General features: G+C 62.3%; 14 protein-coding genes, 1 tRNA gene and 1 pseudogene. 7 read left to right on the plus strand and 9 right to left on the minus strand.

Annotation, left to right across the window (positions count from 1 at the left end; translation table 11 throughout):
• Positions 1–25: 25 nt before the first annotated feature.
• The 8 genes from ACIQ17_RS04840 to aroA all read right to left on the minus strand — a co-directional run bounded on the left by ACIQ17_RS04840 (position 26) and on the right by aroA (position 7229).
• Complete coding sequence (locus ACIQ17_RS04840; RefSeq protein ID WP_398465964.1) at positions 26–433, minus strand: lipopolysaccharide assembly LapA domain-containing protein; 408 nt, start codon at positions 431–433, stop codon at positions 26–28.
• An 80-nt stretch (positions 434–513) separates the two neighbouring features.
• Entirely contained in the window at positions 514–840 is a 327-nt protein-coding gene (locus ACIQ17_RS04845) for an integration host factor subunit beta (RefSeq protein ID WP_398465966.1), read from the minus strand.
• A gap of 185 nt (positions 841–1025) precedes the next feature.
• Complete coding sequence (sppA, locus tag ACIQ17_RS04850) at positions 1026–2000, minus strand: signal peptide peptidase SppA (RefSeq protein ID WP_398465968.1); 975 nt, start codon at positions 1998–2000, stop codon at positions 1026–1028.
• Between the two features lie 270 nt (positions 2001–2270).
• Positions 2271–3971: a 30S ribosomal protein S1 gene (gene rpsA, locus ACIQ17_RS04855; protein WP_398465970.1), complete on the minus strand. Its 1701-nt coding sequence runs from the start codon at positions 3969–3971 to the stop codon at positions 2271–2273.
• Between the two features lie 265 nt (positions 3972–4236).
• The gene (gene cmk, locus ACIQ17_RS04860; RefSeq protein ID WP_398465972.1) at positions 4237–4875 is read right to left on the minus strand and encodes a (d)CMP kinase; all 639 of its coding nucleotides are present in this window, start codon (positions 4873–4875) and stop codon (positions 4237–4239) included.
• Positions 4872–5231, minus strand: coding sequence for a hypothetical protein (locus ACIQ17_RS04865; RefSeq protein WP_398465974.1), 360 nt, complete (start codon positions 5229–5231; stop codon positions 4872–4874). Before ACIQ17_RS04865 ends, cmk begins: the two co-directional genes overlap by 4 nt.
• 37 nt (positions 5232–5268) lie before the next feature.
• Positions 5269–5760, minus strand: coding sequence for a hypothetical protein (locus ACIQ17_RS04870; RefSeq protein WP_398465976.1), 492 nt, complete (start codon positions 5758–5760; stop codon positions 5269–5271).
• A 119-nt stretch (positions 5761–5879) separates the two neighbouring features.
• On the minus strand, positions 5880–7229 hold the full coding sequence (gene aroA, locus ACIQ17_RS04875) for a 3-phosphoshikimate 1-carboxyvinyltransferase (protein ID WP_398465978.1): 1350 nt from the start codon (positions 7227–7229) through the stop codon (positions 5880–5882).
• Between the two features lie 149 nt (positions 7230–7378).
• Between aroA and ACIQ17_RS04880 the strand changes: the two genes are divergently transcribed.
• From ACIQ17_RS04880 to ACIQ17_RS04890, 3 genes are all read left to right on the plus strand, one after another.
• A complete protein-coding gene (locus ACIQ17_RS04880; protein ID WP_398465980.1) occupies positions 7379–7780 on the plus strand; it encodes a TIGR02300 family protein in 402 nt (133 codons plus the stop codon).
• A gap of 91 nt (positions 7781–7871) precedes the next feature.
• A tRNA-Ala gene (locus ACIQ17_RS04885) sits at positions 7872–7947 on the plus strand.
• Between the two features lie 165 nt (positions 7948–8112).
• Positions 8113–8352 carry a GIY-YIG nuclease family protein gene (locus ACIQ17_RS04890; RefSeq protein WP_398465982.1) on the plus strand — a complete coding sequence of 80 codons (240 nt, stop codon included), beginning with the start codon at positions 8113–8115 and terminating at the stop codon, positions 8350–8352.
• A gap of 7 nt (positions 8353–8359) precedes the next feature.
• On the opposite strand, the gene ACIQ17_RS04895 is transcribed toward ACIQ17_RS04890, so the two are convergent.
• Complete coding sequence (locus ACIQ17_RS04895; protein ID WP_398465984.1) at positions 8360–8818, minus strand: MarR family winged helix-turn-helix transcriptional regulator; 459 nt, start codon at positions 8816–8818, stop codon at positions 8360–8362.
• An 82-nt stretch (positions 8819–8900) separates the two neighbouring features.
• Between ACIQ17_RS04895 and ACIQ17_RS04900 the strand changes: the two are divergent.
• From ACIQ17_RS04900 to ACIQ17_RS04915, 4 genes and pseudogenes are all read left to right on the plus strand, one after another.
• Positions 8901–9314 (plus strand): annotated as a pseudogene (locus tag ACIQ17_RS04900) (organic hydroperoxide resistance protein); the annotation flags it as partial.
• Positions 9315–9498: 184 nt separating this feature from the next.
• A complete protein-coding gene (locus tag ACIQ17_RS04905) occupies positions 9499–10707 on the plus strand; it encodes a CaiB/BaiF CoA transferase family protein (protein ID WP_398465986.1) in 1209 nt (402 codons plus the stop codon).
• Positions 10708–10879: 172 nt separating this feature from the next.
• Positions 10880–12193, plus strand: a complete 1314-nt coding sequence (ugpB, locus tag ACIQ17_RS04910) for a sn-glycerol-3-phosphate ABC transporter substrate-binding protein UgpB (RefSeq protein ID WP_398465988.1) — start codon at positions 10880–10882, stop codon at positions 12191–12193.
• A gap of 144 nt (positions 12194–12337) precedes the next feature.
• The coding region (locus ACIQ17_RS04915; RefSeq protein ID WP_398465990.1) for an ABC transporter permease subunit at positions 12338–13064 on the plus strand (727 nt) is incomplete at its 3' end.

Consider the following 13064-nt stretch of genomic DNA (forward strand, 5'->3'; position numbering starts at 1 on the left):
GCAATGGCGCGCAGCCGGGCGGGTTCTACAACGTCGCGCCGGCCTTGTCTCGCTCGCCGGCCGCATGGCCGGGCGCTGGCAGGCTTGTCATCGGAAGGCCCGACACTGGCCTCTGGGAGGCCGCCCGCGCTGTGGCCATCTCTGCCCGCAGATCGGCCAGTTCGCCCCGCGCGCGGCGCGCATCGGCCTCATGCTGGCGCGCGGCGCGGCGCCAGTGGCGCTGCCTGATCCAGGTGGCGGTACCGCCGGCGATCACGCCGAGAATAGCGACCACGATCAGCACCACGAACAAGGGCAAGGTCGCCCCGATCGAGGGATCAGCGCTGTTGAAAGGATCGAACGAGACCGTGACCAGATGGCGGTTGGCGACGGCGAACACGATGAAAAGGATCGCGAGGGGAATGACGACCAGAGCCGTGAGGAATTTGCGCATCGACATCTCTCACGTAACAGTGAAGCAGCAACGAGGCGGAGCAGACACAAGGCTCGGGCGATGCCGCGAGCGGAACCCGCTTACGAGGCGTTGGCTTCCGAGGCCTGGGCCGGCTCCGGCGCAGACGGATCGCGGTTCAGACGCTCACGCATCTCCTTGCCGGTCTTGAAGAACGGCACGCTCTTCTGATCGACCGGGACATGCTCGCCGGTGCGCGGATTGCGGCCCGCACGTGCCGGACGATGCTTCACCGAGAAAGCACCAAAACCGCGCAGCTCGACCCGATCACCGCGCGCGAGGGCTGCGACGATTTCGTCGAGGATCGCATTCACGATGTTCTCCACATCCCGCTGATACAGATGCGGGTTGTGTTCAGCGATGCGTTGGACGAGTTCGGATTTGATCATCGAGACGTTGGGCTTTGAAGTGGAGGGTGCATTTCCGTGAAAAAGCCTTGCGCTGTCAAGACGCTAAATGACTGATAGTTGCCCGGAAAGTGCGTGACAATTGCTCTAAAAGACGCTTGGCCGCTCATGTGCCGGGCGGAACAGCGGGTTGCGACCAAGCGGCACGGCATCTTCTGGATTCAGTGTCAGTTCAGCGACACCGGGCGCCACAGCGCCAGCATCCCGTCGAGGCCCATACCATCGATGGCTTGCGCAAAACCGCCCTGCTCCACCTGACGCGCAATGGAGGACAAACCGACTGCGTCAAGCGTGATCGACGTGGCGGCACGCAGGAAAGTGAGATCGCCGAATTTCGGCGACAGCTTGTAGTCCCGCACGGGCAGATCGCTCTTGATCTTCTTTTCCGACACCAGCCACGCCACCGCAGTTTTCTCGTCGCCGATCTGATCGATCAATTTGAGGCCCACCGCCTGACGCCCCGTGAAAACGCGGCCGTCGGCCACTTTCTCGATCTGCGCTTCGTCCATGGCGCGGCGGTCCTGCACGAGGCCGCGGAACCAGGTGTAGTTATCCTTCACCAGTACTTCGAGTGCGGCGCGCGCCTCGGGCGACGGCTCATCGACGCCGTTCGGCGCAGCCTTCAGCGGCGAGGATTTCACCTCCTCGAGCTTCACGCCCACGGTCTTCATCAGGCCGCTGAGCACGGGAAACTGCACCAGCACGCCGATGGAGCCGACCATCGAGGTCTGCCGCGCAACGATCTGATCAGAGGCGAGTGCGGCGATATAGGCGCCGGAGGCGGCGACGCCCTCGACCATGACGACCATCGGCTTCTTCGCCTTCAGGCGGACCAGCGCGTCGTAGAGCTGCTCCGAGCCGGCGACGGTGCCGCCGGGTGAATTGATCTGCACGATGACCGCGGCAGCGGATGACTTCTCCAGCCGCTCCAGCGCCTCGATGCGCTCATTGTTGCTCTGGATCAGCCCCTCGATCTTGATGCGGGCAATGGCGCCGGACGAGGTCTGCGTCCCCGAGCGTGTGGCGTAGAGACCGCCACCGACGATCGCGACAACCGCCACGAGCACCGCAATGGTTCGCCAGAATGTCAGCTTGCGACGCAGCCTGCGGCGATCGACGATCACATCGGAATCAAGCGACATGCGGAGCTCCTAACGGCGGCGGGGCTGCATCCATGATCTGCGCAGCCTTGCTTTGAGGTTTCTGGATTACCTCAATTGCGAGGTAATATGAAGAAAACAAGGTGGGAGACCGTAGGGCGGATGAGCGGAGCGTAATCCGCCGCGGAGTCCCCGCCATGAATTCGGCCGGCGGATTACGCCTTCGGCTAATCCGCCCTACAATCCGAGCTTCAAACAAAAAGGGCCCCGGCAATGCCGGAGCCCCGATTTGTTTCACAGGTAAGTCGAAACTTACTTGTCGCCGCTCTGCTTGAGCGCCTTGCCGAGGATGTCGCCCAGGGTCGCGCCCGAATCGGACGAACCGTACTGTGCGATCGCTTCCTTCTCTTCGGCCACTTCGAGCGCCTTGATCGACACCTGGACCTTGCGGGCCTTCTTGTCGAACTGGATCACGCGGGCATCGACCTTCTCGCCGACGGCGAAACGCTCGGCGCGCTGGTCATTGCGGTCACGCGCGAGTTCCGAGCGCTTGATGAAGGTCGTGAAGTCGGTGCCGGCGATCTGGACGTCGATACCCGAGTCCTTCACGTCGATCACTTCGCAGGTCACGACAGCGCCCTTCTTGACGTCGCCCGGCTCGGCGAAGGGGTCGCCTTCGAGCTGCTTGACGCCGAGCGAGATGCGCTCCTTCTCGACATCCACATCGAGGACGATGGCCTTGACCATGTCACCCTTCTTGAAGTTGTCGATGACCTGTTCACCCGGCTGCTTCCAGTCGAGATCCGAGAGATGGACCATGCCGTCCACGTCGCCGTCGAGGCCGAGGAACAGACCGAATTCGGTCTTGTTCTTGACTTCGCCTTCCACGGTCGCACCGACCGGGAATTTCTCGACGAACACTTCCCACGGATTGCGCATGGTCTGCTTGAGACCGAGCGAAATACGACGCTTGACGCTGTCGACCTCGAGCACCTGCACTTCGACTTCCTGCGAGGTCGAAACGATCTTGCCGGGATGCATGTTCTTCTTGGTCCACGACATTTCCGAGACGTGGATCAGGCCTTCGATGCCCGGCTCCAGTTCGACGAATGCGCCGTAGTCGGTGATGTTGGTGACGCGACCCGAGAAGCGAGCGTTCAGCGGGTACTTGGCCTCGATGCCCTGCCACGGATCGTCGAGCAGCTGCTTCATGCCGAGCGAGATACGGTGGGTCTCGTGGTTGATCTTGATGATCTTGACCTTGACGGTCTGACCGATGGTGAGAACTTCAGTCGGGTGGTTGACGCGACGCCATGCGATGTCGGTGACATGCAGCAGGCCGTCGATGCCACCGAGGTCAACGAACGCACCGTAATCGGTGATGTTCTTGACGACGCCGTCGATGACCTGACCCTCTTCGAGGTTCTGGACGAGTTCCTGACGCTGTTCGGCGCGGGTCTCTTCGAGAACGGTACGACGCGACACGACGATATTGCCGCGGCGACGGTCCATCTTGAGGATCTGGAACGGCTGCGAGTTGTTCATCAGCGGAGCAACGTCGCGGATCGGACGGATGTCGACCTGCGAGCGCGGCAGGAAGGCCACGGCGCCGTCGAGATCGACGGTGAAGCCACCCTTGACCTGGTTGAAGATAACGCCGTTGACCTTCTCGTTGGCGTTGAACGCCTTCTCGAGCTTGCCCCAGCTTTCTTCACGGCGGGCCTTGTCGCGCGACAGAACGGCTTCGCCGAGCGCGTTTTCGATCCGGTCGAGGAACACCTCGACTTCGTCGCCGACCTTCAATTCGCTATCACGGCCCGGTCCTGCGAATTCACGCAGCGCCACGCGGCCTTCGGTCTTCAGGCCGACGTCGATGACGGCCATGTCCTTTTCAATCGCAACCACTTTGCCCTTGATGACAGAGCTTTCCTGAAGGTTGCCGCCCGAGAAGGACTCGTCGAGCATCGCTGCGAAATCGTCGCGCGAGGGATTGTAGGAATCAATCGAAGCCATTTGTTCTCCAGATGCGGTATCTTGCCGGCCGTTCGGGTTAAGGGGTGCAGCGCTTGCAAAGGGTCAAAGGTCCGCAACCTCTGACGACCGCTCTGCATGGAGGTGCATAAACGGGCCGGCAGGATGCCTTCGCAAATGATGCGTATGTTCAGCTTGAATGTCCGGAACCAGAAAAGAGCGTATCGCAGCTCGAGACCGGGAGCGGGCGCTCCTCCAATGACGGCTGCGGTTTCGCCTTGATGCCCCTTCGAAGCGAAGGGATCGATCAGACCCGCTGCCGGCCCGCTCGGACGGCCTCGACAATGTCGATGGCGGCCCGGACGCCGCCTTCTATATCCAAATTGGAATTATCCAGCAAGTATGCATCTTCTGCAGGCTTTAAAGGCGCCACCGGGCGGTTCTGGTCGCGCTCGTCGCGCTTGAGGATATCGGCCAGCACCAGCGCCTCGTCGGCCGCCTCGCCGCGCCCCTTGGCCTCCAGCGTGCGCCGGCGGGCGCGAACCGCCGGGTCCGCCACCACGAAGATCTTCACGTCCGCATTCGGACAGATCACGGTTCCAATGTCGCGGCCGTCGAGCACCGCGCCCGGCGGTTCCTCCGCGAAATGGCGCTGGAAATTGAGCAGCACCTCGCGGACCCGCGGAAAAGCCGAGACGATCGAGGCAGCATCGCCGGATTCCTGGGTTTTGAGCAGCGGGTTACCGAAATGCTCGGGATCGAGGCTTTCGGCCGCATGCACCGCCTCGATCTCGTTGTGCAGGTCGATCCCGCGCGACAGCAGCGCAAAGCCCACCGCGCGATAAAGCACGCCGGTATCGAGATGACGGTAGCCATAATGTTTCGCCAGGCGCTTGCCGAGCGTGCCTTTACCGGAGGCGGCGGGTCCGTCGATGGCGATGATCATTTTGGCGTGGAACTTTCGTATGTCAGTTCGGAGCGCGCGCGTCGCAGCGGCCGCTCCTCGGTAAAGATGTTGCGGGAGGCGAATTCGGCCGGGCTGGAATAGGTCAGGTATTCCCGCATGCCGTCCGTTGGCGATGTCGCCGTGAACCAAGGTTGATCCAGCCGCCGCGAAGGACCAGACGCCCAGCTCGGTACCTGACCGAGCCGATACTGCTTGGCAAGATATTCTGCAATCGCCCCGGCCAACGCATCCAGTTTCGGATCGCGGCTGAGCTCGGGTTCCTCGGCGAGACTGGCATAACGATCTACATTGGTGGCCGCCATATCGAAACTATCGACGAATTCGGCCAATGCCACGTCCTGCGCCGTTCCGGATCGAATGCGATCAACCGCTTCAGCGAGGGTATTTGGGCGCATCGCTCTTCCCTTCGCGGCTCATGTTCTTCAGCAGAAACTTTTGCTTCTCCGGCGAGGCAGCGCTGATCGGGAAATACTTCCCCAGCAATGCGATCGCCTGATCGCCAGTTTCGATGCCGACAACATCCATCAAATTCAGGATATCGAGGCGTTCGGTATCGCCGCGCAGAACGTCGGTCACCCGCATCGCCTTCAATTTCAGTGCCAACAGATATTCAGCCGTCGGGACCGAGACAACAAGTCCGGCCGCCGTGACGCCACGTGGAAAAGTCCCGAATTCGAGATGGTCCGCGGCATGCGTCGCCAGCGCGCTCAGATGAAAGGCAACGCCTTCGTTCAACCAATCGCTGGACCATCCGCGCCGTGACGCAATTTGCTCGGTAACCGCGCGCAACCAGTCGGGCCACACGCCACCAATCTCCGCGATATCGACGTCTTCGGTCGCAAACCGAAAATTGCTCGCCAGCATCAGTGCCGAGCCGCCATACACCGCGATCTGAAGCTTCGTTCCGGCCGCAACCGCTGCACGCCCGATCTCGTCGAAGGCGTCCAGCAGGGCATCGCGGTCGAAGCCTGTTGCCATGGTGACTACGCAAAATCCGCGCCCAGCCGGCGCATCATCGGGATGAAGTCGGGAAAGCTGGTGGCGATGAAAGTCGTGTCGTCGATGGTGACGGGTGCATCCGAAGCACATCCCATCACGAGGGCCGACATGGCGATGCGGTGATCCATATGGGTGGCGACGGTGCCGCCGCCGGGGACGCGGCCGGTGCCGTGAACGATGAGATCGTCGCCGATGATCTCCACCTTCACGCCATTGACGCGGATCATCGCGGCGGTGGCCTCCAGGCGATCGGATTCCTTCACGCGCAACTCTTGCAGGCCGCGCATGATCGTGGTGCCTTCTGCGAAAGACGCCGCCACAGCCAGCACCAGATATTCGTCGATCATCGACGGTGCGCGCTCGGGCGGCACTTCGACACCCTTGAGCTTCGACGCCCTGATACGGAACTTGGCCATCGGCTCGCCGGCATCGCCGCGGACGTCGGTTTCCTCGATCGAGGCCCCCATTTCGCGCAGGGTCGTGAACAGACCCGTGCGGAGCGGATTGGTCATGACGTCGGTGAGCTCGATCTCCGAGCCGGGCGTGATCAGCGCCGCCACCATCGGAAAAGCCGCGGAGGATGGATCTGCCGGCACCACGACATCGGCGCCCTTCAGCTCGGGCTGGCCGGTGAGGGTGATCTTGCGGCCATGGGCGCCTTCCTTCTCGGAGACGATCTCGGCGCCGAAATGCTTGAGCATCAGCTCGGTGTGGTCGCGGCTTGCCTCGGTCTCGATCACCGTGGTGGTACCGGGCGCCGACAGGCCGGCCAGCAGCACAGCGGACTTGATCTGCGCGGAGGCCACCGGCGTCCTGTAGACGATCGGCAGCGGATCGCGGGCGCCCTGCAGGGTCAGCGGCAGCCGGCCGCCCTCCTGGCTGGCGATGACCTTGGCGCCCATCAGTTCCAGTGGATCGACGATGCGGCGCATCGGGCGGCTGCGCAGCGAGGCATCGCCGTCGAACGTCACGGTGATCGGGCAGCCGGCAACGGCGCCCATCACCAGCCGCGAGCCGGTGCCGGCATTGCCGAAATCGAGCGGCGCCTTCGGCTCGACGAAACCTGCCACGCCTACGCCATTGACCTTCCACGCAAAATCGCCGGTCCGCTCAACCCTGGCGCCGAGCGCCTGCATGGCTTTGGCGGTATTCAGGACATCCTCGCCTTCCAGCAGGCCGGTGATCCGGGTTTCGCCCACCGCCAGCGCGCCGAGAATAAGGGCGCGATGCGAGATCGATTTGTCACCGGGCACGCGCGCCGAGCCGCGCAAAGCGCCGCTTTTGCGGGCTGTGAGAGGCGTCTGCTGGGCGGCGGATGTGTCTGGATGGCTCAAAATACTGTTCCCTTGCGCAGGGCGGCTCGTAGCATACAGGCCACGACGCGTCACGCGCCCGTCATTCACGTGCAAAGCGCTATTGACATGAGCGTCTCAACTAGCCAAGTGAAGCACCGTTTTTCAAGAAATCCCCAGGACACCTGCACGTGGCCAAATCCGACCTCGGAACCAAACGCATTTGCCCAACCACGGGCAAGAAGTTCTACGACCTCAACAAGACGCCGGTGATTTCGCCTTATACCGGTGAGGTGGTGCCGATCGCTCCGATTGCGCCGACCCGCGGCCGCGCTGCAGAGCGCGCCTCGGCCGCGAATGCGACGGATGAGAACGAGACCAACGAGAACGAGGAATTGGTGTCCCTCGAGGAGGCCGATGCCGAAGAGAACACCGGCAAGAAGGCCGCCGTTCTCGAATCCGAGGACGACATCGAAGCCGACGATTCGGTCGATGATGACGACGACGATTCGACCTTCATCGCCGACGAAGACGAAGGCGACGACGACGTGACCGACATCATCGGCGATCATTCGAACGATGAAGAAGGTTAAGTGACAAGAACCTGACAACAGGACTTGTGATCTGCCCGAACATGTGGTTTGGGTTTGCCCGCGACGCCGCACCCAGTGCGTCGCAGGTTTCGGGGCCATAGCTCAGCTGGGAGAGCGCTTGCATGGCATGCAAGAGGTCGGCGGTTCGATCCCGCCTGGCTCCACCACGCTTCGCCAACTGGCTACGCGTGGCGCAGCCGCGCAGAGCCAGTTGGCGAAGCGTGGTGTCCGGCGAAGCCCGCAGGGCGAAGACGGACTGAAGTCGAGCTCTGCTTCTTTCTTTTCTGAACTTCCCTTTCCACTCCTTTCGACGATCCCAGGCGAATGCCGTCATGTGGTACGTCTACATCCTCCGGAGCATTCCCTTTCCCGATCAGGAATATGTCGGCGCGACCTCTGATCTGAGACAGCGAATCGCCGAGCACAATGCCGGCCGATCCACGCACACGGCGAAGTTCATGCCGTGGCAGCTCATCTGGTACTGCGCTTTCCCGGACAAGCATCGCGCGCTGGCGTTCGAGAAATATCTGAAATCGCATTCCGGCCGCGCCTTCGCAAAGAAGCGCCTGTAGCCGCCGCCTACTCCCCCAGCGCCTTGTTCAGCCGGTCCCTCAGCGCGATGATGTCGTCCTTCATCGCTACCAGTTCTTCCGCCGTGCAATCCGACGCGCCGAGAATGCCCTGCGGCACGGACTTCGCCTGGTCCCGCATCGCCTCTCCCTGAGCAGTGAGCGTCACGATCACCGTGCGCTCGTCCTTTTCGCCGCGCGTGCGCTTCACCAGCCCCGCCGTCTCCAGCCGCTTCAGCAGCGGCGTCAACGTGCCCGAATCGAGGAACAGCTTTTCGCCGATCTCCTTGACCGGCAGGTGGTCGCGCTCCCACAGGACCAGCATCACCAGATATTGCGGATAGGTGAGCCCGAGCTTCTGCAGCAGCTGCTTGTAGACGCGATTGAAGGCATGGCCTGCGGAATAGACCGCAAAGCAGATCTGGTTATCGAGCTGCAGAAGGCTCGCGAGGGCCGGTTTCTTCGCCATGATCATCTCCTGACCCATCTGGCCACGGGTCGCCAGCCCCGCCAAGCCGCATCACGATCTATTGAGCACAATTTAATAGCGCGTTCTCTACAAGACCAGCGCCAAGGCAACCGGCGGCCGCGACGGCCGCTCCACCACCACCGACGGCGCGCTCGACGTCAAGCTCGTCACCCCGAAGGAACTCGGCGGCGCCGGCGGTGAAGGCAATAATCCCGAGCAGCTGTTCGCAGCCGGCTATGCCGCCTGCTTCATCGGCGCCATGAAGTTCGTCAGTTCGCAGGGCGGCCCGAAGGTGCCTGCCGACACATCCGTCACGGCTACCGTCGGTATCGGCCCACGCTCCGAAGGCGGCTTTGGTCTCGATGTCGAACTGGCGATTTCGCTGCCCGGTGTCGATCGCGCCGAGGCGGAAGCTCTGGTGGAGAAGACGCACCAGATCTGCCCGTATTCAAATGCCACGCGCGGGAATATCGACGTGCGCTCGGTCATTCTGTGAGCTGCAACCACTCTGGTAGAATGCATCGAGGCCCGGCACCCGCCGGGCCTTTTGCATTTGCCCTGCGGTCATAACGGCTGCGCGCAGACGCCCATTGCCGCATGCGCCGAAGCCCGCTAGCTCTGACAGCCTTCACGATGCTCTCCGGCATAATAACAACGACACTAGAGAGAAGGCTGATTGAATGAGCTTACCCGTAGCCCCCGGCGCCATTGCCGGCCTGCGCGTGATCGATCTGTCGCGTGTGCTCGGCGGCCCCTACTGCACGCAGATCCTGGGCGACCACGGCGCTGACATCGTCAAGGTCGAACCGCCCGCCGGCGATGAGACCCGCGACTGGGGCCCCCCGTTCCACGACGAGGATGCGGCCTATTTCGTCGGTGCCAACCGCAACAAGCGCTCCATCGGTCTCGACCTTGCGTCCGAGGGCGGCCGTACCGTGCTGATGCGCATGCTCGCAGATGCCGATGTGATGATCGAGAACTTCAAGCCGGGCACGCTCGACAAATGGGGCATCGGCAATGACTTCCTGCGCGAAAAATTCCCGCAGCTGATCCATTGCCGCATCTCCGGCTTCGGTGCCGATGGTCCGCATGGCGGCCATCCCGGCTATGACGCCATCATCCAGTCGATGGTCGGCCTGATGGCCTCCACCGGTTCGCCGGAAAGCGGCCCGACGCGTATCGGCGTGGCGCTGGTGGATATGTGCACCGGCCTCTATGCCGCCGTCGGCATCCTGATGGCGCTGCAGGAGCGTGCGAAATCCGGCCTCGGCCAGTTCGTGGAAGCGACGCTGTATGAGACCGGTCTCGCGATCATGCATCCGCATACGTCGAACTATTTCTACAATGGCGGCAAGCCGCCTGCCCTGACCGGCAACGAGCACCCGAATCTGGTGCCCTATGCTGTGTTCAAGGCGCGCGACGGCAACATTTTCATGGGCGTCGGCAATGACGGCACCTTCCGAAAATTGTGCCGCGAACTCGGCAAGCCCGATCTCGGCACGGATGAACGTTTCGCGCGCAATCGCGACCGTGTGTTGAATCGCGATGCGTTGCGGGCCGAACTGGAAGCGATCCTGTCGCAGCACGACTCCGCACCGCTGTGCGAACGCCTGCTTGGCGCCGGCCTTCCCGCCGGTCCCGTGCAGTCGATCGATAAGGCGCTCGCCAATGCGCACACCAAGCATCGCGGCGATGTCATCGAGAAGGACTGGTACAAGGGCGTTGCGTCGCCGGTCCGTTTCGACCGCACCAAAGCAAGCCTGCGTCGCGTCCCGCCGAAATTCAACGAGCACTTCGACGAGATCCTGACCGAATTCGGCTACTCGGCCGATGAGATCAAGGACCTCGTTGCCAAGGGCACGGTGAGCGGCGCCGAGCGCAAGCGGTAACAACATTGGTGCGGGGCCAAAAGATCCACGGCCCCGCGCCATACCGTCTCAGACTTTTTGCGGCTTCCCAAGCCTGCCCATTCCCGCCTAGCATCTGCGACAAAATCGCGCGCACGTCATCTGCAGCCGCCCTGGTTGCCTCTCGATGATGACGGCTAACGGGAGACACTGAATGAATCGTCCACATCTCGCACTTGCTGCCCTGCTTGCCTCTACGCTGGCCTTTGCTGCGCCTGCACAGGCAGTAACCGAGATCCAGTGGTGGCACGCGATGTCCGGCGGCAACAATGACATCGTCAACAAGCTTGCCGCCGACTTCAACGCCTCGCAGAGCGACTACAAGGTGGTGCCGACCTTCAAGGGCGCCTATCCCGATACGATGAATGCCGGCATTGCCGCATTCCGCGCCGGCACCGCGCCGCATATCCTGCAGGTGTTCGAAGTCGGCACCGCGACCATGATGAGCGCCAAGGGCGCCATCAAGCCGGTCTACCAACTGATGAAGGATGCGGGCGAGCCGTTCGATCCGAACGCCTATCTGCCGGCGATCACCGGCTACTATTCGACATCGAAGGGCGAGATGCTGTCCTTCCCCTTCAACTCGTCGTCGATGGTGATGTGGGTCAATCTCGACGCGCTGAAGAAGGCAAACATCGCGGAGATCCCGAAGACATGGCCCGAGGTGTTCGATGCTGCGAAGAAGCTGAAAGGTGCGGGTTACGCGACCTGCGGCTTCTCCAATGCCTGGGCGACATGGGCCAATATCGAGCAGTTCTCCGCCTGGCATAACGTGCCGATCGGCAGCAAGGCGAACGGGCTGGACGGTTTCGACACCGTCCTCCAATTCAACACGCCGCTGCATGTAAAACACTTGCAGACGCTGACGGAGCTGGTGAAGGACAAGACCTACGACTATTCCGGCCGCGCCAATGCCAGCGAAGCGCGCTTCGGCTCCGGCGAGTGCCCGCTGTTCCTGACATCGTCGGGCTACTACGCCACCGCCAAGAGCACGGCGAAATTCGCCTTCACCTCTGCGCCGATGCCGTACTACCCGGACGCCAAGGGCGCCCCGCAGAATTCGATCATCGGCGGCGCGTCACTGTGGGTGATGGGCGGCAAGAAGCCCGACGAATACAAGGGCGTGGCAAAATTCTTTGCCTTCCTCTCGGACACCGACCGGCAGGCCAAGCTGCATCAGGAATCCGGCTATCTGCCGATCACCAAGGCCGCTTACGAGAAGACGAAGGCATCGGGCTTCTACGAAAAGAACCCGACGCTGGAGACGCCGCTGAAGGAGCTGACCAACAAGGAGCCGACCGAGAATTCCCGCGGGCTGCGCTTCGGCAACATGGTGCAGCTGCGCGATATCTGGTCCGAGGAGATCGAGGCGGCGCTGGGTGGCCAAAAGACGGCGCAACAGGCACTGGATGCTGCCGTGACGCGCGGCAATGCGATGCTGCGGACGTTCGAGAAGACGGTGAGGTGACACATCTGTCGTCGCCCGGCTTGACCGGGCGACCCAGTAAACGGCGACGCTGGTGTGTTTCACATGCGTCCGTGTTTACGGGATCACCCGCATTCGCGGGTGATGACATGAGTGATCGAGGCGGCTGGGGGCACGGCACAGCACATGGAAAAAACCGCGATCTTCGGCAACAAGGCGCTGCCTTATGCGCTGTTGCTGCCGCAACTCGTCATCACGCTCGTATTCTTTTATTGGCCGGCCAGCCAGGCCGTCTGGCAATCGTTTCTGCGCGAGGATGCGTTCGGCCTGAATTCCGATTTTGTCGGGCTCGAAAACTATCAGGCGCTGTTCGCGCAGCCGGAATATTACAAGTCGATGGTCACCACGCTGGTGTTCTCGTCGCTGGTGGCGGCGCTGTCCCTTGCCATCGCATTGCTGTTCGCGACCCAGGCCGACAAGAACCTCAAAGCCGCCCCCGTCTTCAAGGTGATGATGATCTGGCCCTATGCCGTCGCGCCTGCCGTGGCGGGCGTGCTGTGGCTCTTCATGTTTCACCCGACCCTCGGGACCTTGGCGCGGCCGATGCGCGTGCTCGGCTTCAACTGGAATCCGCTGCTCGACGGCAACCACGCCATGGCGCTGATCGTGATGGCTGCGGTGTGGAAACAGATCGCCTATAATTTCCTGTTCTTCCTCGCCGGCCTGCAATCGATTCCGCGCAGCGTGCTGGAAGCCGGCGCCATCGACGGCGCCGGGCCGCTGCGGCGGTTCTGGACCATCACCTTCCCGCTGCTGTCGCCGACCACCTTCTTCCTGCTGGTCGTCAATGTCGTCTATGTGTTCTTCGACACATTCGGCATCATCGATGCGGTCACCGGTGGCGGCCCGGCGG

This window comes from Tardiphaga sp., assembly GCF_044340795.1.
GTDB lineage: Bacteria > Pseudomonadota > Alphaproteobacteria > Rhizobiales > Xanthobacteraceae > Tardiphaga.